This is a genomic window from Streptomyces sp. NPDC055025 (assembly GCF_053608565.1).
In genome coordinates, this window is sequence record NZ_JBSGVS010000001.1 from 41,145 (window position 1) to 66,687 (window position 25,543).

Consider the following 25,543-nt stretch of genomic DNA (forward strand, 5'->3'; position numbering starts at 1 on the left):
CCCTGTGCCCCTGTGCCCGCTTGTGTCAGGGCCGGCGGGCGTCATAGGCATCGCGGGCCGCGAACACCGTGGTGACCGACACCTCGACCAGATCGACGAGCCCACGCAACCGATCTGCGATTTTCGCCCCCAGCGGGGTGATCGAATATTCGACGCACGGCGGAATGGCCGCTCCCCGAGGCAGGACAGCTCTCAGGGCGTGTTTCGAACGCCTCGCGATCGCACGCACCAGCCGCCCCGGGCTGATCCACGAAGATCGACCGGACAGGGCCTAGGGCCTCTCGTTTGGGTCTTGCTGGGCTCGCGTGCCCTGGCACCGCGCCTCGCCGCGTTGTCGTCAGTCGCCTACGCTCCGCGTGGGCTCCCTCCTCCGCCTTGCGATCCACGGCACCAGACCCCGCTCCCTCATCCAGCCAGATCCAAACGAAAGACCCTAGTGGTGGGGCCAGGTCGGCAGGACCGCCCAGACCGTTTTGCCGGTGGGGTGGGGGGTGTACCCCCATCTTTCCGCGAGTGCTTCGACGATGTGCAGGCCGCGGCCGTTCTCGTCGAGCAGTTGGGCGGGGGACCGTGGCGCGGGGAGCGCGTCGCTGGGGTCGGTGACGGCGCAGACCAGGTGGGTGGGGTTGCGGATGAGGCCCAGCCAGGCGATGTCCTCGCCGGTTCCTGGTTCGTGCAGGGCGTGGCGGATGGCGTTGCCGACGAGTTCGCCGGTGATGGTGAGGGCGTCGTCGGCGAAGCGGTCGAGGTCCCAGCCATGGAGGGTGCGGCGGGCGAAGGTCCTGGCGCGGGTGAGGGCCTGGGGCCGGCGGGTGATGCGGCGTGCGGTGAATCCGGGCGCGCTGATCCTCAGTTGGAGTCCCCAGTCGGGGGTGATAGGGGGAGGGGGAGTGCCCCGTTCGGGTGAACCGGTCTGGGGCATCAGAGGCGCTTTTTCGGCGTGATCGGCCCGGTTTCGTGTAGTCGCTGTGTGTGGTGACACGTTTCCTCCCCGACGAGGTGCCTGGTCGCGGCACCGGGCTTACCCGGCCGACGAAGCTAGTATCCACGCTGTCAGCAAGTCTCATGCAATTGCAGAAGAAATTGCAGCGAGTCCGCTACCGATATCGAACACGCATGTCCCCGGCCGACACGTGTACTTCGAGATTCGGTCGCGGGAATTGTCGAAATCATGTGCGGAAGCAGGTGTCATGCAGTCAGTCGGTAATGGTGTCGCGGCCAGTTCTCTGGATGTCATGTGGGTCAAGAGCCGTCGCAGCGCCGCGGAAGGGAACTGTGTCGAGTTGGCGCCCCTGCCGGGCGGGAGCGTCGCGGTACGCAACTCCCGTGATCCGCGGGGGCCGGCGCTCGTGTACACGGCGGCGGAGGTCACGGCTTTCCTCGCTGGTGTGAAGGACGGAGATTTCGATCATCTGTTGTAGGCCGGTACGGGTCCGGACTTAATCCCTTTCGTGTACGGTGCGGGTTCCGGGATGGGAAACTGCGGTCCTGTTCCCTGTCGTTGAGCTGGAGCCCGCATGTCCGCCGCCGAGCCGCACCGTGTCGCTTATCTTGAGCCCTACCTCAGCAGATCCGACCCCGCACCGACTCTTCTCAAGATGCTCGTCGGAGCCCAGCTGGCGGGAATGCGTAAAGACGCGGGCATGACCCAGCAGGACGTCGGTCGCCACCTCAGGTGCAGCGCGTCGAAACTCTGCCGCATCGAGACGGGCAGGAGCCGCAAACCCGCGTCGGAGAGCACCGTGGTCGCCCTGCTGAGCCTGTATGGCGCGGACGACTACGAGCGGTCCGTTCTGCTGCAGTTGCTGCGCCGCTCGTCCGAGCCGGGCTGGTGGCAGCGGTACGACAACCGGCTGATGCCGGAGTGGTCCGAGCGCCTCATCGGACTGCAGGAGGCGACGGCCGCCATCCGCACGTTCGAGGTGCACTTCGTTCCCGGGCTTCTGCAGACCCCCGCCTACGCTCGGGCGGTAACCCGGCGCGGGCTCCCCATGGCGTCGCAGGCCGAGGTCGAGCGCCGTACCGAACTGAGGATGCGCAGGCAGGCACTCCTGTCGAGGCCGGACGCGCCGCGTCTGTGGGCGGTGATCGACGAGGCGGTCCTCCACCGTGTGCTCGGCAGCCGTGAGGTGATGCGCGAGCAGTTGGAGCATCTGGTGGAGAAGTCCCACTGGCCGAACGTGACCCTTCAAGTGGTCCCGCTGGACCTCACCGACGCTTCGTCACCGGGCATGCCCATCACCTATCTGCGTTTCCCCGCGCGGGACTTGCCGGACATCGTCTATCTCGAACAGATCAAGAGCGCGGTCTTCCTCGAAGAGCCGGAGGAGACCCAGGAGTACCGGCTGGTCCTGGACCGCCTCGCCGACGAGTCCCTGAACCCCAAGGACACCCGAGAACTGCTCCGGCGGACCCTGCGCGAGCGCTACCCCTGACCCGACACCAGCCCGCGCAGCGCTGATTGAGTACACCGGCCCCACCCCGCGGTCGTTGAGCGTGTCCCCGGGCAGTGGTTGAGCCCGCCCCCGGGCGGCGGTTGAGCGCGGACAGGAACGCCGGAGAGGTCCGGCCGAGTGCCCGGAATGGCTCCCTCCGGGGCTCGACGCCGCCGCGTCGTCATCATCGCGGAATACGGCGCCGGCCCGGCTCCGTCATCACGCCGAGCCGATACGCCCGACGCCGCCGTACTCGATCCATTCATGGGAGCGCTGCCGCGGGACGACCTCCGAATCGGGCCGCCAGGACGACACCTCGACCAGACCCGGGTCCAGTACGTCCAGCCCCGCGAAGAATTCCCGTACGTCGCCCTTCTCCCGTACCCGGCCCCAGCGTCCGCCCGTGCTGTCCAGCATCAGACCGTTGACGAACTCCCGGACGTCCTCACGCTCACTGACCAGCTGGGAGACCACCAGGAAGCTCCCCGGCGCCAGACGCGCGGCGACCCTGCGTACGAGGTCCGCGGGTGTGCTGTCGCCGTCGGGTACGCAGTGCATCACCGAGACGAACAGCACCGCCACCGGCTGGTTGAAGTCGATCAGCCGCTCCGTGTCCGGATCGGAGAAGACACCGTCGGTGTCCCGCGGATCGGCCTGGACGACCGCCGTGCTGTCCTCCTGCTCCAGCAGGGCCCGGCCATGGGCCAGCACCATCGGGTCGTTGCCCACGTACACGACATGGCTGTCGGGGTCGACACGCTGCGCGACCTGATGGATGTTGTCGTGCGTGGGAAGTCCCGTGCCATGGTCGATGAACTGTCGCACCCCGTACTCGGCGGCCAGTATCCGCACCGTACGACGCAGGAAGCGCCGGTTGTTGATGATCAGCGCCCGGGTGTCGGGCAGTCGCTCACTGAGCCTCTCGCACGCCCGCCGGTCCGCCGGATAGTTGTCCTTGCCTCCGAGATAGAAGTCGCACATGCGCGCCACACTGGCCACGCTCACGTCGATGGATGTAGACAGCGGTCGCTCCCCGTCCTACACCGGTCCCCGCCACACCGGCGCGCGGAGTACCGGCAGCCCTCAGTCGGCAAGACACACATGCTAGGCAAGACGGGGACGGGTCCGGTGGAAGACAAAGGAGTAACACGCCCTCTACGGGGGCGCACTGAGGCATTGAACGGCACTGCGGCGCGCGCGGTACGCGCCGCGCGCCGCGTATACCGGTCGGCGCGCCGGTCAGGAACCGGGCGGACGGGTCGGGCCGGCCGTCAGGTCGTCCAGCGGGGCGGGCAGGCTGCGCAGAGCCATGGAGAGCCGGCTGCGCACCGCGGGCTCCTCCTCGCCCATGAGTTCAGCAGCCTCCTTCACCGTCAGCGACAGTTCCCGGCAGAGCAGGAGTGCGTCCGCCGGGCCTGCGGGCAGCATCCGGTGCACGGACTGAAGACCCGAAACCGTCCCCGAGTCCGTGAGAGCCGCCGACACGATGCCGCTGAGCAGTTGCCAGGCCACCGCCTCCGGACACGAACTGCGCAGCGCCGCGGGCCAGACCAGCGCGAGCTCCCCCAGAGCGGTCCGCACGACGGTCCGGCTCACCTCCGCGTCGCCGATCCGGGCACAGGCGTAACGCAGATACGTGTCCTGATGCAGGGTGCAGAAAGCCATGTAGTCGAGCGGAAGAGAGAGCGTCAGCTCACCAGGGCGCTGATCGGCCCGCACCGCATCCGTGCGCGAGAGCGCCGAGCCGCCGCTGTTGTTGTGTGAGGGCCGGACCACGGACATGTCTCCTTCCTCTTGTCTCATCGCGGCGGACCGCAACCGGTCGGCGGGTCGTCGTCCTCGTCGTTCCCGGCGCCGGTCTCCGTCCGGGTCCCGCCGGGCGCGGACTGCAGCCACATCAGGAACGCGTAGTGGGTTTCCTCCCACAGCGGCCGGATGTCCGCCGGCCACCCGCCCAGCGCCGATACGAACGCGCCGGTCGTGTCCCAGTCCGGCACCTCCTCCCCGGAGAGAAGATCCTCCACGATCTCCGGAGTCAGGACCCCGGGCCGGATCCGGCACAGATGTGAAGGATCCGGCCGGGCGGCCGCCAGATACTGACCGCGCAACGCGTCCTGCAGGCGGGCCAGTTGCCGGGGAAACGGATGCCTCGTCGGGTGTGTCACCTCATGCGTACTCGCCCACAACGCGCTGAGGTGATCGGCTTCGCCGTCGAACACCCGGGCAAGCGAAGCCGTCACCGACCAACTCGGCATCCGCTCCCCGGACAGGATCCGTGACACGTACGACGCCGACAGACCGGTCCTCTCCGCCACCTCACGGATGGTCAGACCGCTGGCCCGGTGCAGATAGGACAGAGCCGACGCCAGCCGCTGCGACGCGCGGACCGCCGGCTGCTCAGGATCACCCGAATTCTGCCCCTCCGCCGCCGCGACACCGATCAGAGGCTGCCGCGCGGCCCGCCGGTGCATCATCCGTACGACCTGCTTCTCGTTCCATCTCAGCCGCGCCGTCGGCACACTCACCTGGGCGGCCCGTGCGACCTTCTCCCAGCCCGAACCCGCCGCGCGCGCGTCGTGCACCGCGGCGGCGGTGTAGCACTCCACCTCTTTCGCCAGTTCCCGCGCGAGCCGCAGCAGCTTCTCCAGGCCCAGCCCCCCGTACTCGGCCGTCAGCAGACCGGCCGCCAGGGCCTGCAGATCCTCCGCGAGCGGCCGCCCCAGCGGACTGTGCGAGGGCTGCTGGGACAGCCGGCCCTCACGTTCACGCTGCGCGTGCCTGCGGCACTCCACCGTGCAGTACTCACGTCTGCGTCCACGTCCCGCGGTCTGCTCGAACACGCGGTCACAGTGACCGCACTGTCTATACCGGCCTGCTGGCGGCACGGGCCCTCCCCGAACGACACGTCATGTTTTTCTCCCGGAGCGCTCAAACCTCATGCGGCCGCGGGCAGCAAAGCCGACTGCCCGCCGCTCGCGGCCGCGTACTGGCGTCCGCCCGCCGGCAGACCGCGGCGGACGATGCGGGAGCGGCGGGCCGCGAGAAGGGCCCCCACCGTGGCCGCGGCACCCGCCGGTGGCTGCCGGACACCCGGGACAAGGACCATCGGTCCGACAAGCGGCGCGATGAAGGCGCACAGCTCCGGCGTGACAACCCAGGTACTCGGCACACGGGTTTCACCACGCCTGAACTGCGGAATGTTAGCGTCGTATCCTGCTGCGGGCACGAATGAGCCCGCAGGGCGAAACCGATCGAGCACGGAATTCACGTTCCTTTCTTGATCAACCCCAGAGAGGCCCCGGACAGGTTGGACGCCACCGGGGCTTTCTCGCGTCGACGGACGACGTTAGCGTCTCACCTCCTCACGCATCATCAAAACTCTCCCATAGCAAAGATTCGAGCGCCTCAAGCGTCGAAATCCACGATGAAGTGGAATGGGATATTCCTAGAATTGCATGCTCCGTTCGGGTGCGTATACAGCATTGTCATAACCGGTCACAAAGTGAAAGAATCCGGAACTGCACTGTGTATCTGCAGGCAGAGTGGTTCCCTGAGGTGCGAATCCGTGGGCAGGCGATCGGAAATCAGGCCTCGGTGGGTCTTGGACCGGGCTTCGGCCGCGGTCGGACCACGGTGCAACGAGTTCACTCGTTGTCAAGTTCAAAGCGTTTGCATTCGCACAGTATGTGATGTTTCCAGTCCTGTGCCGCCGGTTGGTCTCGTGCGACGAACCGGCAGTCGCGGCGCAGCGGGACAAGGGGCCGCGGGCGCCAGGTGCCGCCCCTGGGCCGGCCGGTACGACTACGATCACTTGTGTGACCGACGGAATAGTGGGGATGTTCACCGGTCTCTTCCGGGGACGCGGACGCGAGGACGAGCTTGCCCGGGTCGACGCGGAGATCACCGCGTTCGGGGAGGCACTGGCCCGGCACTCCTTCGCACCGGGAAGCCATCCGGACGATGCCGGGCTTCTCGCCGACTACCAGCGGGCGCTGGACGCATACGAAGAGGCCAAGCGGAACTTCGTCGGTGACCGCAACCTCCGGGACGCGGCTGATGTGCTGCGCTCCCTCGACGAGGGACGCCACGCGCTCGCCTGTGTGGACGCCGCGACGGAAGGGCGCCCGCGCCCGGAACGGCGCCCGCTGTGCTTCTTCGATCCCCGCCATGGACCCTCCACCGAGGAGGCCCGGTGGGCACCACCCGAGGGTGCCGTCCGGACGATCGCCGTGTGCGCGGCCGATGCCGTACGCCTGTCGGAGGGCCTACCGCCGATCGACAGCGGACCACGGGAGCGGCAGACCGCTCCCCGTCCGCGGCCCCGCCCGTCCGCCACCACCGTCAGGACGGCCGACAAGCGGAAACCGGACCACCGTCCACCCGCTGCGGCAACGCACCCGGCTTCCTCGCCCACTTCGTCCACGCCCTACGACACCTGGCCCGAGAACACGGGCGAGCAGCAGCGCCGGGAGAGCGGTGGCTCCACCGGAGTCCAGCTCGTCCGTACGGACCGCCGCAACCCTGAACTGCTGGTGGTCCACCTCGCCCGAGCCGAGGGTTCCTGGGTCGAACTGACCAGCCCGCCCGGCAGGGACGGAAGACCCCGGAAGATCCTCACGCACGGCTCCACGCTGTCGCGGGCGATCGTTCCCGTGCCGGTCGACGGACACGACCGGATACACCTCGACATGGTGACCAAGCGCGCGTGGCGGATCTGGCTGCATCCGGCGGAGCACATTCCGGTCCTGACGGAAGAAGTGGGATCCAGCGGCTCCTACGTCCTCAGGCACCCGGGTGGCCGGATGCCACTGCGGGTCACTCAGTACGAGGGGACCGCCTTCTCCCTCCATGAACTGCGTCCGGACTTCACGCCGGGAGCCCTTCTGATCGAGGGCGAGGGGCCGTTCACGGCGTCGGCCGCGACCCCAAGACGACCCGGACTCCTGTACGTCCAGTCGCGCGCCTCCTGGAGCATCACGTCGGCCACGGGTTTGCACAAAGCGCGCACCACACCGTGAGGTCGACGCGGCGACGGCCGACGGGGACGGCGAGCACCGCCAGGACACCGACGTCGCGGCGCCCGGCCACGAGGAAGGCCACGGCCGAGCCCGTTCCGGCGGCCGCGCCCGCTGTCGACCCGCGTTTCGAGAACGGACCCCTGGCCGTCGTCGACGTCGCGGACGGACAGGTGTCGGCGTACTGCGTCGGCGGTCCGGTCCTCGACGTCCCCGCCAAGTCGGTCCCGGCTTTGGCGGAGTGGACGCTGAAGGAGGCGCGGCTCGGGCAGCCGAGACTGCACCGTAACGGCGAGGACGCCGATCCGGTCCTGATCGACCGGGACAACCCGCGGCTGCCCTCGATGGGCGCGGCCGACCTGGCCCGCTTCCTGGGTACGTACGCCTCCCGGGTGATGACGCCGCGCGGCACCACGGCTCCGGGCGCGCTGACCGCCGTACACGAACATGTGCCGTGCGAGGTACCGGACGGGCACCCCGTACTGAAGGGCACGTTCGCGCGCCACCACCAGCGCACTCCGGCCGAGATGCTGATGGAGGAGTCCTACGACTGGCGCCGGCCGCTGACGGACGCGGAGTGCATGAAGCAGTTCGTCGTCGGCATCGACATCAATGAGACGATCGAGGTCGACCTCTGACACCCGGGTGCCGGGGCGGGTCCTCCACCACTGAACACACTCGGACTGTCGCGGGCCCGGTTGGGGCCTGTCGCACGGCTTTCACCTGGACCGGCATCCCGTAATCATCCACGGCCCGGCCGCACTACCGAACACACCTCTCAGGCAAACACACCTCTCAGGCCCCAAACGTGCTTTGGGGGTTTCGCTTGGATTCGATCCGGCCCATGGGGGCGGTGCTCTCCGACAGAGCCTTCTGCGCTGCCGTCCAACCGGCATCCTCAATGCCGAGTGCGTGGCGAAGGTAGGCCCAGGTGACCCGCTGGATCAGGGCGACGCGCTCGGGGTTCTCGTCCGTCGTTTCCTGGACCTCGTAGCCGGCGATCCCGCCGAGCGAGTGTTCCGCCCCGAACAGGGTGAGCAGGCTCTTGTCACCCGGGCTCAGGAAGTACGGGTCCGTGAGCCACTCCGGTCCCCTGACGGACAGTGGGGAGTCGTCCCTGTCCCCGGTGACCACGAGGGCGGGCGTGGTCATGTTCGCGAAGCTCGGGTTCATGAACGGGAAGTGCTCGGCCGCGAACGGTGTCAGGTCGGCTCCGCCCTTTCCGGCCGTGGCGAGCAGCACGCCTGCCTTGATCCGCGCGTCGGACAGGTCCTCTTCCTTCTTGCTCACCGGATCAAGGACGCGCAGGCCCAGCAGATTGCCCGCCGTCTGGCCGCCGAAGGAGTGTCCGGCCGTGGCGATGCGGCTTCGGTCGAGGCGGCCGCTGAGACCGGGAACGGCGGCTTCCAGCAGATCGAGTTGATCGAGGACGCGTTTCATGTCCTCGACGCGGAAACGCCAGAGCCGCGGTGTGCGGGGATCGTCCTGGGGAAGACCCACTGTCCTGGAGTCGAGATGGGTGGGCTGGATCACCACGAAGCCGTGAGCGGCCCAGAAGTCGGCCAGGGGGCCGTAGCCGTTCAGCGACGAGCCGAAGCCGTGCGAGAGGACGATGACCGGCAGTTCGCTCCCGGTCGCCGGCGCGGAGATCCTCAGCCGCAGGTCCTCACCACGGTCCGGTGCTTCCAGCTCTACCGGCTTCACCGAGACGACGGGAGTGGGTGCGGTGACGGCCAGGTCCATCGTCGCCGTATTTGATGCGGTCATCGAAAGATCTTCCTTCTAGCTGTTGAGCGATTGACATCGGAGGTGCAGACGGTGTGCGGTAGCGCGCCAGCAGGACATCGCGGCGTGCGTGATGCCCGTGCGGAGCTCGACGCGGAGGCTGGCGGATCAGCTGGTCATGGGCGCTTTCGTCGCTTTTCCGGAGGGGGTGAGGTCTTCGTGAGATACGCTAAAACCTGACGCTGACGTCAGAGGCAAGAAGCGTGGTCCGGGTCACATCGGAGAGACATGATGCGTATCGGCGAGCTCGCCACCAGGACAGGCGTCAGCGTTCGGGCGCTGCGGTACTACGAGGAGCAGAACCTGCTTGACTCGGAACGCAGCCCCAGCGGCCAGCGACACTACCCGGAGAGCGCGGTTGACCGTGTCCGACTGATCCAGCAGTTGTACGCGGCCGGGCTGCCGAGCAAGTCGATCCTGGATCTGCTGCCGTGTGTCGTGAACGGTGAAGCCACGCCAGAACTGCTCGACCGGCTTGCGGTCGAACGGGACCGTATCGACAGACAGATCGGTGATCTGGTGAGCGCCCGGGACAGGCTCGACACCGTCATTACCACCGCCACCGTGAACTGGCGAACAGGCGAACACTGCCGACCCCGGTAACCCGCGTGCCGGGCCGTGCGGACAGGCGCGGGTGGTTCAGCGAAGGGCTGATCCGAGAACAGGATTAGGTAAGAGCATCGGCACAGGATGTGCCGGGCTACGCCGGTCATTCATTCAGTCGGCCGGCCTGTCCGCGGTCGCGGGCGCGAAGTGGCTGACACGTAACCTTCGAATTAATCTTGGGGAGGGATGGCACTCCCCGGTTCCTTACCACTATGCGGCCCCCCTCAAGCCATATTGAAGGGCTAGGAGACGACATCATGGCTTCTCCGACGCAACCAGGCCTTGACGGCGCGGTGCTTCTTGTCACCGGTGGAACCAGCGGGATTGGCCTGTCGACAGCCCGCTATCTTCTTGAGAGCGGCGCCCATGTAGTCATCACCGGGCGAGACCAGTCACGTCTGGAAGAGGCATCCGAGCAACTCCTATCCGTCTCCGGCGAGGGGAGCCGACTCCTGACGTCTCAGGTGGACGCCACTGATCTCGACGGCATGGATTCTCTCATGGTGCGGATCCGCGAGCGCTACGGACACCTCAATGGCCTTTTCGCCAACGCGGGGTCGGGAATCTTCAAGGACATCGACGCGACGGACGAGACGGACTTCGATCAGCTCGTATCGGGCAATTTCAAGGGAGTCTTCTTCACGGTGAAGAAGGCGCTGCCGTTGCTGAGGCAGGCGGGGGGCGGATCCGTCGTTCTCAACGCCTCTTGGACACTGCATCGGGGAATGGTGCCCGCCGTTGTCTATGCCGCCACCAAGGCGGCTGTTCACAATCTGGCTCGTTCTCTCGGTGTGGGTCTCGCGCACGAGGGAATCCGTGTCAACTCGGTAAGTCCGGGATACATCCGCACCGCGATGTACGACAGGTTCACCCCGGACGAAGGCGGGCGTGAAGCCACGGCCTCTGCGGTGCCGGCTGGGTACAACGGAAGCTCAGATGACGTCGCCCACGCCGTTGGCTTCCTGCTTTCCCCTCTGTCCTCCTACATCATCGGACAGGACGTCGTCATCGACGGCGGGTTGATCATGGGGATGCCCGGCTGAGGCCTGTCCCTGTCTCCAGCGGTGACCGCTGACATCGCCATCCACACCCTTAGGTCAATACACCCGCACCAGCCTTGAATACTAGGATTCTCGGCACCCAAGGTTCAGAAGCTGGGGAATGTGAATCCAGAGGATGGCGTTGACGTAAAAATGGGCGATTTCTCCGATGATGCCGCTATCCCCTCGACTGGGCGCCAGGCTGTCCACGGGCGGCTGACCGGCGAGCGGGCCGACACGATCGCGCAGATCGCCTTCTTGAGCCGCGACTTCGCCGAGATCGTCGAGGCGAATGCTCTGGTGGCGGTCGATGACGAGCATGACCCGGAAGGATCGAGCACCGCTTTCGAACGGGCCCATGTCGCCGCCATGCTGGCACAGGCCAAGGACCGTCTGGCCGATCTGGACCAAGCGCTGGAGCGGCTGGAACGAGGCGATTACGGGCGGTGCAAGGTGTGCGGCGAGCCGATCCCGGCGGAGCGCCTGGAGGTGCGCCCGGCGGCGAGCACCTGCGTATCCTGCGCCGTGACCGGCCCCCACTGACCTGAGGCCTGTCATGATCGGGACGTGAGCGGAACAACCAATGCTGTCAGCTCCTGGGGACGATCCCTGTTCGAGCGTCAACAGGATCCTGTGCGATGGGCCGGAACGGTGCTTGATGCAGCCGCCGCGAGTCTGGGCAGGACTCCCGAGATCGAGGCCGCCCTCGCTTTGGCGGGCGATGAGAGCCGGTGGGCCGGCGGTCGTGGGGTGTTCGATCTGATTCGCAAGCGGAGCCTGGATGCCGAGAGACCGCTTACGGTGCAAGAAGAGCTGCTCTTCAGGCTCGCGGAGCTGGTCGGCAAACTCGCTCACAACTCTGCCGGGCCGTATCCACACTTCGACCACCACGTGGGCCGGCAGGTCGGGCCCATCACTTACCGCCTTGCCCATGAGGTCCAGGACCCGGCTCTTACGCATCGGCTCGCTGCCGCTCTGGGAAGCTGGCCGAACGATGGATCCTGATCCACACAGTTGCACGGACCGGCCGAGAAGCCCCTCGCGTCGCGCCATTGTCGCCGCTCACGGCCTCGGCGCCCCCTGCCCACGAATCTGGCCGAACCCATGGGCCTACATGGGCAACGAAGACCCGGAAGACCCCGGCCCTGCCGCAAGCGGCAAGGGTGACGGCCGTGCCGGAAGACGCCACCAGGACCGTGGCGCCGGGAGGGGCGGCCCATCGACGGAACCGGGCGTTCCTCGCGGTGGCGGGGAAAGGGCCCGACGGACGGCCCCGTCATCGCTTCGGCGCGTCAGCGCACTACGCGTCGTACCATCCGCCGTCCACGCGCAGGGTCGTGCCGGTGATGTACCCCGACAGCGGGCTGGCCAGGAACGCGACGAGGTCGGCGTAGTCGCGCCGGCGGCCGATGCGGCCGATGTCATTGGGGGCCAGTTCGCCGACGGCGTTGGGCTCTATCTCCTCCCAGGTCTCCCCCCAGCCGTTCCGCTTCCCCAGGTCGAGCAGATAGGCCTGGGTGCCGGGGGTGAGGATGCCGCCGGCGGCGACCGAGTTGGATGTCACTCCGGTGTGCTTCAGCTCGCGGGCCAGGGAGGCGGCGAGATTGTTCCGGGCGGCGTTGGTCGCGGCGTAGTGCGGCTGGCTCGCCATGGGCAGCTCACCGAGGACGCTGCTGATCTGGATCACCCTGCCCCAGCCGCGCTCCCGCATGTCCGGGACGAAGCGCTGGATCGTACGCACACTGGAGACGACATTGGTGTTGTAGATCTCGGACCAGTCGGCGGGCGGGGTGGTGACCCAGGCCGCCGCCGGGTTGTAGGTACCGAGGTTGTTGACGAGGATGTCGACCGGTCCGTCGGCGCCGGATGCCGCCCTCACCGCGTCGGCACCGGCGTCCGTCCCCAGGTCACCGATCGCGACGGTGGCCTCACCGCCGTCCTCCCGGATGGCCTGGGCGACCGCCGTGGCCCTGGCCTCGTCACGGCCGTGGACGACGACCGCCGCTCCCTCGGCTGCCAAGACCTTGGCGATCTCCTCACCGAGTCCGGTGCTCGACCCGGTCACCAGCGCCCGCTTGCCGTTCAGCTGCAGATCCATGGTGCTCTCTCTTCCGTTCCCGCTCTTGCGCTCCCGACGGCCGACTGGACCGTTCGGTCCACAGTCACACTTTGAAATTGGACCGGCAAGTCCAGTTTGGAGTAAGGTGAACCGAACACGATGCCCGCCACCTCGAAACGCCCATACCGACTACCGATCCGATCCGAGCGGACTGGACGCGCGCATGCTGACTGCGAAGGGCGCCGCCACCAGGCAACGCATCGTGGAGAGCGCGGCGCGCCTGATCCGGGACCGCGGACCGGCGAAGGTGGGCCTGGACGACATCCGGGCGGCCACCTCGACGAGCAAGAGCCAGCTCTTCCACTACTTCCCGGACGGCAAGGCCGATCTTCTGCTGGCCGTGGCGCGCCACGAGGCAGAGCAGGTGCTCGCCGAGCAGCAGCCGATGCTCGGCGATCTGACGAGCTGGCCCAAGTGGGAGGCCTGGCGGCAACGGGTGATCGAGAGATACGACGCCCAGCGCGACAAATGCCCGCTGACGGCGCTGACGGCCCAACTGAACATGGCCGACCCGGCGGTCCGCGAGATCATCACCGAGCTCTACGAGGTGTGGCAGGGCCATATCGCCGCCGGCGTAAGGGCACTCAGGGACAGCGGCGAAACGGCCGCCGACATCGACGTCGACAACGCCGCCATCGAGATACTCACCGCCATCACCGGCGGCGCCGCGCTGCTCCAGGCCACCGGCCGTATGAGCTACCTGGAGGTCAGCCTTCGCGAATCCGTCAACGCCCTACGCCGGCCGGCGCCGACTCCCACCGACACCCCCTGAAGCCCCCTTCCGCGCCGTGGGGTAGGCCGACGCGACGACAGTGGGATCGAAGTCCAGCGCAATCGCCGCGCCCCGGTCCGCCCGCGACTCGTATCCCACTCGGCCAGGTACAGAAGATGCTGGTCGATGGCCTCCACCGCCCGCGCGCCGGTCCAGATGGCGGAATCCCGGCAGCCGAACAGGGAGGCATGCGCGGCATACAGCGTCGCCGCCGCGGCGGACTCGTCCGCATCATCCGGTTCGTCCTGGCCGTTGTTGCGGCAGTACTCGCTGGGCATGTGCTCGGCGACACCACGGCTGACCGCCGAGAAGCCGTCGAGTCGCCGAGCACGCCCTCCCACACGGAGTTCGGCAGGGGGCCGCGGGCTCAGGGTGAACGGCGTCTGCTCGTCCTTGGGCAATGCCTCGTGCCAGCTCATCCGAGGCGCCGAACACATCGGACCAGATGTGTCGCCCTACGCCTTCGGGGCAGACGTTTTCCCCATAGGGACGACGGCGCCGGTTCTGGCGTCTCCTGTAGGCATCAGCGCAAAGGAGATGAACGTGCTCATCAGCAGTCAGCCTCTTTTCCCGCTGTCGGCGAGCAGCCCGGTCCTGGGCGGTATAGCACCACTGATCATAGGAATCGCGATCGTGGCGGTGCTTGTCGGCATGATTCCCTGGGCCATCAGGCGTCGTGGGACGCAACCGCCCCCGCCGCGGCCCGAGGAGCAGCCGGTCCAACCCGCACACCGTACGCATATCGACCACAACCGCGAGTCGGAGGGCGATTCCTTTCCCGGCGATGGTTCACGGCTGACCCCGCACGAGCTTGCGGCTCGTAGCAGTCGGCCCGGGTCCGCGCGGCGCCACCGAAACGATCAAGGGCGCAGCGGCTGAACCGGCGCCTTCGGTCCGCGCGGGATGATCAAAGGCCGGCCGAGGTCGGCATGCGGGTAATGGCCTTGCCGGCCTGAGGGGGCGCCGCGATGCTAGGGCGGTGCCAGGACAGAGAAAGCGGAAACGACGGCAGCAGGAGGGGCGCCAGCGGACTGCTGCCCGCTTTGCCCCTGAGATCGCCCCTGAGACAGGGCGCTGGGAAGTGCTCTTCGAGACTCAGGACGAGTCGGAATGGCGCGTTCAGCTCCAGCGTCTGCGGACCGAGAACAGCGAGGCAAGGCAGATCGACTGGACGATGGTCCGACTGGACACCCTCTGCGGGCGGTTGATCCAACCGACCACCTACCGGCTGAGCCTGTTTGTACCGACCGTCGTGCCCGTTTCCGCCGATGGCGGCTCTGATAATTGATCACGCGGCGGGCAGAGGCGAGCTGACGGACGCGGCGCGGGAGCGGATGGAATCATTGTCTCTGCGGGTGTCATCGGGGAGCTGTGGTGGCGAGGGCCATCTCATCTTGACGGCGTCGGTGACCGGAGATGTGCGCATGTGGCTGGTGATGGACCGGCCGATCACACGGCGCGGGCGCAGACCCGGCGGAGCGCCTCCAGCGGGTACGGGGTCTGCCTGCTCTCATCCTGCACCTTGCCGTAGAAGCTCGTCAGCACCGCGGCGAGTGGTGCGTGACGGGCGAGGATCGCCCTGGCCTCCTGCGGGCCGGCCGGTGGGTCCTCTCCTTCGGCGCATGCCCGGATGAGTGCCTCGCGCTCTTTCCGCTCGTAACCGTACAGGGCGGTGATCAGCCAGTTCACCAGGTAGCTGACTGTGTAGCAGCGGTCGTAGGTCCTGTGCAGTTCGAAGAAGGCGGCCTCGGACGGTGACAGATCGAATCGGGAGGAGAGAGCGAGACCGAAGTCCGTGAAGTAGAGGCGTCGGCCATCGGTCAGGATGTTCTGAAAATGGGCGTCGAAGTGGAGGAGCCCGCGGGCATTCATGAAAGACGTGCCGGCCTCCAACTCCTTCTCCACCAGGGAACAGGCCCGGTCGGCGGCCTCGTCGTCGGCCCGTACCCGTACCCGTTGTTGTACCTGTTCCGTGAGCCACTCATGCAGTGTCTGCGGGATGTACTCCATGAACAGTGTGAGGCTCGCGGAGGACCGCTCAAGGGCCTCGATACGACGGCGCACCTCTGGCCCGCCTCCCCAGTAGGCTACGGCCCGTTCCACATCGGCGAGTTCCTCGGGCAGGGCCTGCGCCGTGTCCGGCAGCACGCGCCAGTGGTACATCAGGGGGAACCCCTCGTACTGCCCCGCGAGCACCCAGTTCGTGGTCATGGTGTGGACGGCGAGCTCCCGCCATGCCCCGAAACCGGGCCCACCGATGCCGTACTGGCAGAAGGTGGGAAGTCCGAACAGGTTGGCGGTGGACCGGACATGCTCCGGCAGCCGCTCCATATCCGTGAGGGGCACCCGCTTCACGAAGACCGGCGTACCGGCGACCTCCAGCAGCGACGACATCCCACCGATGCCGGAGCCGATCGGTACTGCCGCGTCCAGCAGTTGGCTCAGCCCGCGATCACTGCGCAGGGCCAGGGAGGTGGAGACAGCACTGTAGGCGGCCAGACGCGCGGCACGCGACATATCGGGACGCTCGACCGCTACCTGCATCGGAATGCCCACCTCGCTTCCACCATGAGCATGAGCATCCATCAACCACACCTGCTGTCTCCGAACTGTACGTGAAGGCCGATGACGAGATCGGCGGAGTCTGCGCCGCCGGACGGGAGGGCCGCCACGCTCCGAGACCGAAACGGACGAACAGTGTGATGCGGTGCGGTCGTTCCTGACGAGACGGTGAGGAGGCCTGGAGGAGGCCTGGAGCCGAGGACTCTGTGCGTGCGCGCCTCGTTCCGGCCGACACACGGCTGACCAGTTTCCCGGACGGGTCGCAGCCGGTCTGGGCAGCGGGCGACGAGCATGTCCTCAAGCTGGTTGCATCCGCAGGCTCATGGGAGGTCCCCCTGGACGGGAGGAGCTTGTCCGTCCCCAGCAACAGCGGACGACAAAAGGCAAAGGCAAGGAGGTTACCCACTCCTTGCCATGCTCAAGGTATAGCGCACCGGGGGGCTTGTGGCAAGGCCCGGGGTGTACCGCAGAATGGTCGACCAAGGCCAGGACCTGCGGAAATGACAGATCCACGAAGTGCGTGGGCTGTTGTCGACGTGTGGGTCGCACGGCAACGGCGAACCGCCGGTGGGCTCGCGGTGCGGTGCGCTGCCGTTGCGGGGGATCGGCGCGGAGGTGCGGAGGCGCGGGTGTACGTGCCGCCGGACTGCGCGGAGCGGCTGGCCGAAATCCAATCTCGTTGAATGGGCGTTTTGATGATTGACGTGATCGTGGTCGGCGGCGGACCGACCGGCTTGATGCTGGCCGGCGAGTTGCGGCTGACCGGAGTGCATGTGGTCGTGCTGGAGAAGTTGACCGAGCCAACGGAGCAGTCCCGCGGTCGCGGCCTGCACGCGCGCAGCGTCGAGGTGATGGACCAGCGCGGTCTGCTGGACCGGTTCCTCGCGGTCAGTGAGAAGTTCCAGGTCGGCGGACTCTTCGGTGGTATCCCCAAGCCGTGGCCTGACCGGTTGGACACGGCTCACCCGTACGGCCTCGCCACCCCGCAGCCGGTCACCGAGCGGCTGCTCACCGAGCGCGCCCTCGAACTCGGTACCGAGATCCGGCGCGGCAGCGACGTGGTCGGGCTGAGCCAGGACGAGGACGGGGTGACCGTCGAACTGGCGGACGGCACGCGGCTGCGCTCGCGTTACCTCGTCGGCTGCGACGGCGGCCGCAGTACGGTGCGTAAGCTGCTCGGCGTCGGTTTCCCCGGCGAACCCGCCAAGGTCGAGACGCTGCTGGGTGATATGGAGGCGACCGAGGACCCGGCGAAAGTGGCCGCCATCGTCGAGGAAGTCCGTAAGACCCAACTGCGGTTCGGCGCCATTCCCAACGTGGACGGGAACAAGGGGGTGTACCGCATCATCGTGCCCGCCGACGGCGTGGCCGAGGACCGTACGGCCGCGCCGACCCTTGAGGAGTTCAAGCAGCGGCTGCGGACCTTCGCGGGCACCGACTTCGGCGCGCACTCGCCGCGCTGGCTCTCCCGTTTCGGTGATGCCACCCGGCAGGCCGAGCGCTACCGGGTCGGCCGGGTGCTGCTGGCCGGCGACGCGGCGCACATCCATCCGCCGACCGGCGGGCAGGGGCTCAACCTCGGCGTGCAGGACGCGTTCAACCTCGGCTGGAAGCTGGCCGCGGAGGTGAACGGCTGGGCGCCGGAAGGGCTGCTGGACAGCTATCACACCGAACGGCACCCGGTGGGCACCCGTGTGCTGGAGAACACCCGCGCGCAGATCACACTGCTGGGGACCGATCCGGGGGCGACCGCGCTGCGGGAACTGTTCGCGAAGCTGATGGACTTCGAGGAGGTGAACCGGTACGTGACCGGGATGATCACCGCGGTCGACGTCCGCTACGACTTCGGCGAGGGGCATGAGCTGCTCGGCCGGCGGATGCGGGACGTGGGGCTGAAGCGGGGGCGCCTCTACGAGCTGACGCACGGCGGCCGCGGGCTGCTGCTCGACCGGACCGGCCGGCTGTCGGTGGCGGGCTGGGCGGACCGGGTCGACCATGTCGTCGATGCCGGCGAGGAACTGGACGTACCCGCGGCGCTGCTGCGGCCGGACGGCCACGTGGCGTGGGTCGGTGAAGATCAGGAGGATCTGCTCGGCCAGTTGCCCAAGTGGTTCGGCGCGGCTGTCGGCTGAGCGCACAGTTGCGGTTCGAAGATGTGACCTGTCTCCGGCCGAGTCCCTCATCGAGAAGGCTGAGGGGGCCATCGGTCGCCGGGAGTAGGTCCTGCGCCTCAGGCGCGCTTCGCGCCTGCTTGGCTAGGGTCGGTCCTCATGGAGATCACAGGAATTGTTCATCGCCAGACGGCGGAGCGCGTGTGCGACGCTCTGGAGCGGCTCGTTACCGAGCGGGATGTATGGGTGTCGACGGCTCACCCCGATCATGGGCCGCACCAGGTGCCGCTGTGGTTCTTGTGGGATGGGCAAGCAGTGTGGATGTGCACCAGTCCCGCTTCCGCAACTGCGCGAAACGTCCGCAAAGAGCCGCGCGTGCGCCTGTCGCTGCCGGACACCTACGACGTGGTGCTCCTCCAGGGCGAGGCGGAGTGCTTCCCGGACCAGGAGGTGCCCCGAGGCGCAGCGGAGGCGTTCGCCGACAAGTTCGGGTGGGATCCACGCGTGGAAGAGGGTTCCTTTCTGTATGTACGGGTAGTTCCGAGGACTGTGCTCGCTTGGCGCGGCGAGCCAGAACTACGCGGGAGAGTCATCATGCGCGACGGGATGTGGCTGGAATAACGGCCGCTCGCCGACGGCGCCTCGCTCGGATCACGATCTACGGCTGGAGTACTTGGCTCCGAAGAGCACTTCGACCAGCGCAAAGCCGCACTGGGAGGATGTGCCCGCCCCGACGGGACCCCGTGCCGGCATGAGCGTTCATGTGTTCGTTGCCCCATTCACACTGACCTTTCTTCGCCACAAACGTGAAGAGAGCCAGCGACCGGATCGCGTCGCGCCGGTCAGCCTCGGCATGCCGGGCGTTCGACCTGGGGCCGTCATGAGTCCCTCGGCATACCCAGGCACTGCTCGGAGTTCTCTGCACCGTCTGGGTGATGTTGGCGCGGGACCGCTTCCGCAAGCGCTACGGACCGACCAGCAGAGCGGCCAACTCGCCCCGACCGCTGGACGGGTGAAGGTCACTGACTTGGCCGTCACCGACTTCGACGACTCGCCACACCCCGTCCGAGCGGAGGGCCAGGTCGGTTGTGACGAACCGGCATCCCAGGCGCCGCACCGCAGGCCCGATATGGTCCAGTTCGGGCACCAGCACACGCTCGAACGGGCTATCCGGGTGAGGCGTGACCAATCTGGGTTCACCATCCAGCCACCACACGCGCACTTCAGCCGCAACGGACTCCAGCTTCGAGAACGTCTCGAAGCTGCGCAGAACGACTCCACCAGCAAGGAACTCCTCCTGCAGTTCCACGAAGCGCCGCACGACCCGTGTCAGCCCCATCCCGTCAGCGAGATCGGGAATGAAGCACGCCTGCTCCCACTCGTGCTTACGGGATTTGACGTAGTCCTTCACGATTCCCGAGCCCGGCAGCAACGGCTCGGCGAGAACAGCCAGGTCTTCGGCGGCCAAGATCTCACCGGGTTTGGTGGGACGCCACACGCTCGGGGGCGTGATGTCGACGAACACCGGATACCAGCCCGGCAGTTCGTGAGCTGCCCGGTATTGATCTGGAGCGACGAACAACGCGGTGCCGCGTCGGCTCAGCGCCTCGGCCAACGCGGCGTATCGATCGCCCGGAATCATCCAACCCCGGTACCAGGCACTCCCCAGTCCAGCGGGTACGTGTGCAACAGCCTGCTGTGCGTCACCCCGCAACAGCGCATCGTGGTCGACCAGCCCAACCACCGCGCCACGGGCGCGCACCTCCTGTGCTTCCCGCGCGAAGTGTTCATCCACGCGTCGAGGATTCAACGGATCACGGCAGTACAGGACAGGCGTTGGCATGACTGACACGCTACGGAACCTCCAGAGCCTCGGGCCAGTGGTTTCGTGCCGCCAGGCGCGATGACCGCAACATGCGGAGAAGGTTCTTGTGTGGGTACTCAAGGTCGAGTAGGACCGCGTGCCCCGGGAGGAAGTCCGGGACTTCAGGGTGTGGATGAAGTCGGCGCACAAGCCGGCACGCGTCCGTTGGCGCCACCGAGGCACGCCGGGCTCTCATCGCGCGGCGCCGGGCCCTGCGCCCGGCCGAGGAATACCACACTGTCGCCCCGGAGGAATGGGACGAGTTCCCTGGGCACCGCGAACGTCGCACGCTCGCCCTGGTCGACCGCGGCCGTGCCTACGGAACCGCGCTCACGAGCACGCCCGCGTCCGATGCCTCCCGTTCTCATCGACGTCGTTGCCCGCACCAGCACTGTCACCACATCGCCGGAGTCCTTGTGACACGGTCCGAACCCACCACCGAATTCGATGGCTGGAGTGCACGAGTCGGCCTGTACGCCGACGTGCCAAGGCGGGCCCACACGAACGTGCTCACCGCGTCGCCCGCTATGACAATCCAGGGACCTGCCTACGTGGCCGGCGAACCCGGTGCCGTCCTACGGCTCGGGCGGGATGGCCGGTGCGGGAAGGTCGAGAGCGCGGGCCGGAGCGGCTGCGACGGGAGCGCAGCGGTCAGGCAGGTGCCTGAAGGCCCAGTCGGTTGCCGGCGTGAGGAAGTCGGCCAGGTCGGGCTCGGCAACCGGTACGTGGACGGCAACGACAGCCGACGAAGACTGCCCACCACCGGAAATGACATCGGTGCCTCACCGTGGCGAGGATTTTCGCGCCAGCGGCTCGACAAGGGATGCAATCCTGGCGGACGAGGACAGCGGCACGGCGGTCTGGTCCTCGTTGACAGGATTGGTTAATGGGATTAGCTTGTAGCTAACAAAGTTAGCCAAATGCGAGGGGTGTCATGACCGAGTACCTTGCCGTCGACGACGGCACGATCGCTTACGAGGTGGCGGGGTCCGGCCCGCTGATCGTTCTCGCGCACGGCATGGGCGACAGCCGCGCCGCGTACCGTGCTGTGATCCCGCCGCTGGTGGCGGCGGGTTATCGGGTCGCCGCGGTCGATCTCCGTGGCTGCGGCGAGTCCAGCGTCGGCCGGCCGGCCTGGAGCCGCACCGCCATCGCCGGCGACCTGCTCGCCGTGATCCGCCACCTGGGCGGCCCGGCGGTGCTCGTCGGCCACTCGATCTCCGGCGGCGCCGCCACCATCGCCGCCGCGCAGGAGCCCTCGTTGATCACCGCTGTGGTCGAGTTGGCGCCGTTCACCCGCAAGCAGTCGATCCGCCTCGGCGACCTGCGGGTGAAGCGCTTCCGGCGGGGCATGCTGCGGCTGCTCGGCGCGGGCGCGTTCGGCAGCGTGCCGCTGTGGCGCTCGTACCTCGACGTGGCCTACCCCGGAGTGAAACCGGCCGACTGGGACGAGCGGCTCGGCCGCATCGACTTCCTGCTGCGCGAGCCGGGCCGGATGAAGGCCATGCAGGGCATGGGCCGCAGCGCCCCGGCCGACGCCGGCGCGCAGCTCGGCAACGTCCGCTGCCCGGTCCTGGTCGTGATGGGCACGCTCGACCCCGACTGGGCCGACCCGCACGCCGAGGGTTCGGCCATCGTCGATGCCCTGCCGTCCGGGCTCGGTCGCCTTGAGATGATCGAGGGCGCCGGCCACTACCCGCACGACCAGTTCCCCGATCAGGTGGTTTCGCTCGTGCTCGCCTTGCTCGGATCGGACGCCGCTCGTGCCTAGGGCCGGCCTGGACCCGGCGGCCGTGGCCGCGGCCGGTGCCGCCCTCGCCGACGAGGTCGGCCTCGCCAACCTGACGATGGGTCTGCTGGCCGAGCGGCTGGGCGTGCGTACCCCGTCCCTGTACAAACACGTGGGCGGCCAGGAAGACCTCAACCAGCGTATCGCGGTCCTCGCGTTGAACGAGGCCGCCGACGCCGTCGGCGGCGCGGTCCAGGGGTACGCGGGCCGCGATGCCCTGGCGGCCGCGGCCCGTGCCTTCCGCGCCTTCGTCCTGGAACACCCCGGCCGGTACGCCGCGACGATCGGCGCGGAACCGTCCGGCCCGGACGATCCGCTGGCCACCGCGAGTCAGCGGCTGCTCGGCGCGTTCATGGCGGTCCTGCGCGGCTACGAGATCCAGGAGTCCGACGTGGACCACGCCCTGCGCATGCTCCGCAGCCTCTGCCACGGCTTCGCCACATTGCAAGCGGCCAACGGATTCCAGTGGAGTGTCGACATCGACGAGAGCTTCGAGTGGCTGATCGCCTTCGCCGACCGAGGCCTGCGCTTGGTCTGAGAATGCCGCCGCCGTCGACGGTCGCCACATTTCTGGTGACGTGGTCCTGCACGTGAGTGGTCCGGGCCGCTCGAATTCGACACCGCGGCACAACCGCCGGCGAAACTCAGTAGCCGGCCGGGACCAGCTCCGCATACGTTCGGCCTCATGGCCGACGAATGCTTCGGGCATCCACGGCTCGCCGCGATCTACGATCCGCTCGACCCCGACCGTGGCGATCTCGATGCCTACCTCCGGATGACGGAGGAGTTCGGGGCGCGTCAGGTGCTGGACATCGGCTGCGGCACCGGGGTGTTCGCGCTTCTCCTGGCCGACCGCGGGATCGAGGTCGTGGGGATCGATCCCGCCTTAGCGTCCCTTGACGTCGCTCGGGCCAAACCGGGCAGTGAGCGCGTGCACTGGATCTGCGGTCACGCGACAGACCTGCCGCCGCTCCAGGTCGACCTCGCGACGATGACAGCGAATGTCGCCCAGGCCATCGTTGAACCACAGGCGTGGCAGAAGACGCTGCGGGGGGCCTACGAAGCACTGCGACCCGGCGGGCGCCTGGTCTTCGAGACCCGCGATCCGGCCCGACGCGGCTGGGAGGAGTGGACCCGCGAGATCTCCTACCGCGTGACGGAGATCCCGGGCGTCGGCTCCGTCGAGAGCTGGGTCCAGCTGATCGAGGTGAGCCGGCCTCTGGTGACCTTCCGCTGGACCTATGGCTTCGCTGCGGATGGGCACGTGCTGACGTCGGATTCGACGCTGCGTTTCCGGGAGCGGGAGGAGGTCGAGCGGGACCTGACCGCGCACGGCTATGTGCTGGAGGACGTTCGCGCCGCACCCGACCGACCAGGAAGAGAGTTCGTCTTCCTGGCGCGACGTCCGTGAGTGAATCAGTGGTTCCAGGTCAGGGCACGTTCCACAGGCAGCGCTCCGAGGGCCCCGCTCCCTGCCTGAGCCTGATCCGCCGGCGAAGCCCGCCGACTGATCATCGCGAGTAGGCGGTCAAGGGATGGCAGTCTCCTGACAGCAACGACTGATCGCTGATCGCCCAGCTCGGACCCGGTTCAAGACGCGTGTGACGGCCGGGTGATGATGACAGTCGTGGAGTACTCGGTCGAGAAGATCAAGGTCTGGTTCCGGTTCGTTCCCCGGGAGGGATGGTTCCCCCAGGACACGGAGGGCCTGTGGGCGACAAGGCGCAGTGCGGATACGGCCTGCCTGCAGAACGTCCCTTTTCTTCAGAACGGGGTGGCCGAGGGGGATGTTGTGCGGTTCCAGACCGACCCCGAGGGGCTCCACTGGGCCGTCGGGCGGGTCAGCACCGCCGGCAACTGCACACTCCGCGTTGTCCCCATACCCTCCGGCCCGCTGGGACGCAGCCCCCAGGCGGTGCGTCAGCGCTTCGCGGTGTTCGGGCTCGGGGGCGAGGTCTTCAGCGAGGACTTCCCGATGGTGGCCTTCACCGCACCGGCCGGCGCCGACTTCACCGGGATCAAGGCGCTCCTGGCCCGTGGGCGGGAAGAAGGATGGTGGCATTACGAGGTCGGGTGCGCCACCGACGCGTGGCGCAATGCCTGATCTCCAACTCGCCTGCGCGGGCCGCGGAACTCCTCGACCTGGCACAGCACGGGCACCTGGACGTAGCCGTACCCACCGAAGCCTACGACCCGCGGCGTGGGAACGCTTCAGGCTGCGGTGCGTTCGCTGACGGGTCGGCGGCGGAGGCTCGTCCGCTGGAGAGCCGGCGGCACGTATGCCTGGTCGAGCGTTCCGACGTCGGTGCCCGGCGGGACGATCTCGTCGATCCGGTCGAGGATGTCGTCGCTGAGGGCCACATCGGTGCTGGCGAGAAGGTCGTCGAGGTGGCTCAGTGTGCGTGGCCCGACGATCGCGCTGGTCACACCGGGATGGGCGATCGCGAACGCCATCGCGAGGTGGGTCAGCGGCAAGCCCGCCTCCTCGGCGAGCGAGATGAACTGCTCGACGGCGTCGAGACGGCGCTCGTCGGTGAGGTGCTTGAAGAAGCCGGCGCGGCGGAGTTCGTTCTGCCGGCCCTTGCGCACGCGCCCCGTGAGCAGTCCCTGCCCGAGCGGGCCCCATACCAGCGTTCCCATCCCGTAGCGCTGAGCGACCGGCAGCACCTCGCGTTCGATGCCGCGGTTGAGCAGCGAGTAGGGCGGCTGCTCGGTGTGGAACCGTTCCAGACCGCGCCGCTCGGCGACCCACTGGGCTTCGATGATGTCGGACGCCGGCATCGTGGACGTTCCTATCGCACGGACTTTCCCACTGTGGATCAGGTCGGAGAGTGCTGAAAGCGTCTCCTCGATGTGCGTGGTGGGGTCCGGACGCTGGATCTGGTAGAGGTCGATGTGGTCGGTCTGGAGGCGGCGCAGCGAGTTCTCCACCGCGGTCACGATCCAGCGCCGCGAGGCGCCCTGTTGATTGGGGTCGTCACCCATCGGGCGGCTGACCTTGGTCGCGAGGACGACATCGTCCCGTCGCCCCTTGAGGGTCTTGAGTGCCTTGCCGACGACCTCTTCGGAGTCGCCGTAGGCGTCGGCGGTGTCGATGAGGTTGATTCCCGCGTCCAGCGCTCTGTGGATGATGCGGGCCGAGTCGTCGGGGTCGGGGTTGCCGACGGACGTGGCGAACATCAATGCGCCGAGTGCGTAGGGGCTGACCTTGATACCGGTCCGGCCGAGCGTACGGTACTGCATGCGAAATCTCTCCTTCTCCATGAAAAGCGATAAATAGTCTTCAATGTCAACAGATACGCGCAAGGCGGATGTGTCTGTCGTGGCAGATGTCGTATGTGGCACGCGACACCTGTCCGGTGCTCGTCTCGTCGCACCAGCGGGGCGCCGCCGGTCCGCCGAGACGCCGGTCTGTCGGGGCACGCCGGTCTGTCGGGACGCCGGT

28 protein-coding genes are annotated in these 25,543 nt (G+C 67.7%); 17 read left to right on the plus strand and 11 right to left on the minus strand.

The features are described 5' to 3' along the window. Nucleotides 1-25: 25 nt before the first annotated feature. On the minus strand, nt 26-229 hold the full coding sequence (locus tag ACWGDX_RS00155; RefSeq protein ID WP_453620625.1) for a hypothetical protein: 204 nt from the start codon (nt 227-229) through the stop codon (nt 26-28). A 204-nt stretch (nt 230-433) separates the two neighbouring features. Further along, nucleotides 434-922 (minus strand): ATP-binding protein, encoded by a 489-nt coding sequence (locus ACWGDX_RS00160; protein WP_453620627.1) that lies wholly within the window; start codon nt 920-922, stop codon nt 434-436. Nucleotides 923-1,190: 268 nt separating this feature from the next. Here ACWGDX_RS00160 and ACWGDX_RS00165 point away from each other — a divergent pair, with 268 nt between their 5' ends. Together ACWGDX_RS00165 and ACWGDX_RS00170 are read left to right on the plus strand one after the other, a co-directional pair. Then, nucleotides 1,191-1,421, plus strand: coding sequence for a DUF397 domain-containing protein (locus ACWGDX_RS00165; RefSeq protein WP_453620628.1), 231 nt, complete (start codon nt 1,191-1,193; stop codon nt 1,419-1,421). Between the two features lie 96 nt (nt 1,422-1,517). Continuing rightward, nucleotides 1,518-2,435, plus strand: coding sequence for a helix-turn-helix domain-containing protein (locus ACWGDX_RS00170; protein ID WP_453620631.1), 918 nt, complete (start codon nt 1,518-1,520; stop codon nt 2,433-2,435). A 219-nt stretch (nt 2,436-2,654) separates the two neighbouring features. Here ACWGDX_RS00170 and ACWGDX_RS00175 read toward each other — a convergent pair whose 3' ends face one another. The 4 genes from ACWGDX_RS00175 to ACWGDX_RS00190 form a co-directional block, all read right to left on the minus strand. Then, nucleotides 2,655-3,458 (minus strand): SAM-dependent methyltransferase, encoded by an 804-nt coding sequence (locus ACWGDX_RS00175; RefSeq protein WP_453620992.1) that lies wholly within the window; start codon nt 3,456-3,458, stop codon nt 2,655-2,657. Nucleotides 3,459-3,674: 216 nt separating this feature from the next. After that, nucleotides 3,675-4,211 (minus strand): sigma-70 region 4 domain-containing protein, encoded by a 537-nt coding sequence (locus tag ACWGDX_RS00180; protein ID WP_453620633.1) that lies wholly within the window; start codon nt 4,209-4,211, stop codon nt 3,675-3,677. A gap of 23 nt (nt 4,212-4,234) precedes the next feature. Further along, complete coding sequence (locus tag ACWGDX_RS00185) at nt 4,235-5,275, minus strand: helix-turn-helix domain-containing protein (protein WP_453620635.1); 1,041 nt, start codon at nt 5,273-5,275, stop codon at nt 4,235-4,237. Nucleotides 5,276-5,370: 95 nt separating this feature from the next. Beyond that, nucleotides 5,371-5,604 (minus strand): hypothetical protein, encoded by a 234-nt coding sequence (locus ACWGDX_RS00190; protein WP_453620636.1) that lies wholly within the window; start codon nt 5,602-5,604, stop codon nt 5,371-5,373. Nucleotides 5,605-6,250: 646 nt separating this feature from the next. Between ACWGDX_RS00190 and ACWGDX_RS00195 the strand changes: the two genes are divergently transcribed. Both ACWGDX_RS00195 and ACWGDX_RS00200 read left to right on the plus strand, forming a co-directional pair. Further along, on the plus strand, nt 6,251-7,453 hold the full coding sequence (locus ACWGDX_RS00195) for a hypothetical protein (RefSeq protein ID WP_453620638.1): 1,203 nt from the start codon (nt 6,251-6,253) through the stop codon (nt 7,451-7,453). After that, entirely contained in the window at nt 7,450-8,088 is a 639-nt protein-coding gene (locus ACWGDX_RS00200) for a hypothetical protein (protein ID WP_453620640.1), read from the plus strand. The genes ACWGDX_RS00195 and ACWGDX_RS00200 overlap by 4 nt, the downstream gene beginning before the upstream one ends. A 157-nt stretch (nt 8,089-8,245) precedes the next feature. Here ACWGDX_RS00200 and ACWGDX_RS00205 read toward each other — a convergent pair whose 3' ends face one another. Beyond that, nucleotides 8,246-9,217 carry an alpha/beta hydrolase family protein gene (locus ACWGDX_RS00205; RefSeq protein WP_453620642.1) on the minus strand — a complete coding sequence of 324 codons (972 nt, stop codon included), beginning with the start codon at nt 9,215-9,217 and terminating at the stop codon, nt 8,246-8,248. Between the two features lie 246 nt (nt 9,218-9,463). On the opposite strand from ACWGDX_RS00205, the gene ACWGDX_RS00210 reads away from it, so the two are divergent. The 4 genes from ACWGDX_RS00210 (at nt 9,464) to ACWGDX_RS00225 (ending at nt 11,886) form a co-directional block, all read left to right on the plus strand. Then, on the plus strand, nt 9,464-9,838 hold the full coding sequence (locus ACWGDX_RS00210) for a MerR family transcriptional regulator (protein ID WP_453620644.1): 375 nt from the start codon (nt 9,464-9,466) through the stop codon (nt 9,836-9,838). 260 nt (nt 9,839-10,098) lie between these two features. Next, on the plus strand, nt 10,099-10,884 hold the full coding sequence (locus ACWGDX_RS00215) for an SDR family NAD(P)-dependent oxidoreductase (RefSeq protein WP_453620646.1): 786 nt from the start codon (nt 10,099-10,101) through the stop codon (nt 10,882-10,884). Nucleotides 10,885-11,034: 150 nt separating this feature from the next. After that, nucleotides 11,035-11,424, plus strand: a complete 390-nt coding sequence (locus ACWGDX_RS00220) for a TraR/DksA family transcriptional regulator (protein WP_453620994.1) — start codon at nt 11,035-11,037, stop codon at nt 11,422-11,424. A 24-nt stretch (nt 11,425-11,448) separates the two neighbouring features. After that, nucleotides 11,449-11,886 (plus strand): hypothetical protein, encoded by a 438-nt coding sequence (locus ACWGDX_RS00225; RefSeq protein ID WP_453620648.1) that lies wholly within the window; start codon nt 11,449-11,451, stop codon nt 11,884-11,886. A gap of 295 nt (nt 11,887-12,181) precedes the next feature. Here ACWGDX_RS00225 and ACWGDX_RS00230 read toward each other — a convergent pair whose 3' ends face one another. Next, the gene (locus ACWGDX_RS00230) at nt 12,182-12,979 is read right to left on the minus strand and encodes an SDR family NAD(P)-dependent oxidoreductase (protein WP_453620650.1); all 798 of its coding nucleotides are present in this window, start codon (nt 12,977-12,979) and stop codon (nt 12,182-12,184) included. Nucleotides 12,980-13,163: 184 nt separating this feature from the next. Between ACWGDX_RS00230 and ACWGDX_RS00235 the strand changes: the two genes are divergently transcribed. From ACWGDX_RS00235 to ACWGDX_RS00245, 3 genes are all read left to right on the plus strand, one after another. Beyond that, nucleotides 13,164-13,772 carry a TetR/AcrR family transcriptional regulator gene (locus tag ACWGDX_RS00235; RefSeq protein ID WP_453620652.1) on the plus strand — a complete coding sequence of 203 codons (609 nt, stop codon included), beginning with the start codon at nt 13,164-13,166 and terminating at the stop codon, nt 13,770-13,772. A gap of 537 nt (nt 13,773-14,309) precedes the next feature. Beyond that, nucleotides 14,310-14,651, plus strand: coding sequence for a DUF6479 family protein (locus tag ACWGDX_RS00240; RefSeq protein ID WP_453620654.1), 342 nt, complete (start codon nt 14,310-14,312; stop codon nt 14,649-14,651). Between the two features lie 202 nt (nt 14,652-14,853). Then, nucleotides 14,854-15,060: a hypothetical protein gene (locus tag ACWGDX_RS00245; RefSeq protein WP_453620655.1), complete on the plus strand. Its 207-nt coding sequence runs from the start codon at nt 14,854-14,856 to the stop codon at nt 15,058-15,060. A gap of 161 nt (nt 15,061-15,221) precedes the next feature. Here the strand turns inward: ACWGDX_RS00245 and ACWGDX_RS00250 are convergent, their stop codons facing one another. Continuing rightward, nucleotides 15,222-16,316 carry a protein kinase family protein gene (locus tag ACWGDX_RS00250; RefSeq protein ID WP_453620657.1) on the minus strand — a complete coding sequence of 365 codons (1,095 nt, stop codon included), beginning with the start codon at nt 16,314-16,316 and terminating at the stop codon, nt 15,222-15,224. A gap of 713 nt (nt 16,317-17,029) precedes the next feature. On the opposite strand from ACWGDX_RS00250, the gene rox reads away from it, so the two are divergent. Both rox and ACWGDX_RS00260 read left to right on the plus strand, forming a co-directional pair. After that, nucleotides 17,030-18,466, plus strand: coding sequence for a rifampin monooxygenase (rox, locus tag ACWGDX_RS00255; protein WP_453620659.1), 1,437 nt, complete (start codon nt 17,030-17,032; stop codon nt 18,464-18,466). Between the two features lie 138 nt (nt 18,467-18,604). Further along, the gene (locus ACWGDX_RS00260) at nt 18,605-19,066 is read left to right on the plus strand and encodes a pyridoxamine 5'-phosphate oxidase family protein (protein ID WP_453620661.1); all 462 of its coding nucleotides are present in this window, start codon (nt 18,605-18,607) and stop codon (nt 19,064-19,066) included. 343 nt (nt 19,067-19,409) lie between these two features. Here the strand turns inward: ACWGDX_RS00260 and ACWGDX_RS00265 are convergent, their stop codons facing one another. Continuing rightward, complete coding sequence (locus tag ACWGDX_RS00265) at nt 19,410-20,288, minus strand: ATP-grasp domain-containing protein (protein WP_453620663.1); 879 nt, start codon at nt 20,286-20,288, stop codon at nt 19,410-19,412. A 955-nt stretch (nt 20,289-21,243) separates the two neighbouring features. On the opposite strand from ACWGDX_RS00265, the gene ACWGDX_RS00270 reads away from it, so the two are divergent. From ACWGDX_RS00270 to ACWGDX_RS00285, 4 genes are all read left to right on the plus strand, one after another. Further along, nucleotides 21,244-22,080 carry an alpha/beta fold hydrolase gene (locus ACWGDX_RS00270; protein ID WP_453620665.1) on the plus strand — a complete coding sequence of 279 codons (837 nt, stop codon included), beginning with the start codon at nt 21,244-21,246 and terminating at the stop codon, nt 22,078-22,080. Nucleotides 22,081-22,102: 22 nt separating this feature from the next. Further along, a complete protein-coding gene (locus ACWGDX_RS00275) occupies nt 22,103-22,636 on the plus strand; it encodes a TetR/AcrR family transcriptional regulator (protein WP_453620996.1) in 534 nt (177 codons plus the stop codon). Between the two features lie 147 nt (nt 22,637-22,783). Further along, nucleotides 22,784-23,509, plus strand: a complete 726-nt coding sequence (locus ACWGDX_RS00280) for a class I SAM-dependent methyltransferase (protein WP_453620667.1) — start codon at nt 22,784-22,786, stop codon at nt 23,507-23,509. Nucleotides 23,510-23,716: 207 nt separating this feature from the next. Beyond that, nucleotides 23,717-24,202: a DUF4265 domain-containing protein gene (locus ACWGDX_RS00285; protein ID WP_453620998.1), complete on the plus strand. Its 486-nt coding sequence runs from the start codon at nt 23,717-23,719 to the stop codon at nt 24,200-24,202. 107 nt (nt 24,203-24,309) lie between these two features. On the opposite strand, the gene ACWGDX_RS00290 is transcribed toward ACWGDX_RS00285, so the two are convergent. After that, nucleotides 24,310-25,341, minus strand: a complete 1,032-nt coding sequence (locus tag ACWGDX_RS00290; protein ID WP_453620669.1) for an aldo/keto reductase — start codon at nt 25,339-25,341, stop codon at nt 24,310-24,312. Nucleotides 25,342-25,543 lie beyond the last annotated feature (202 nt).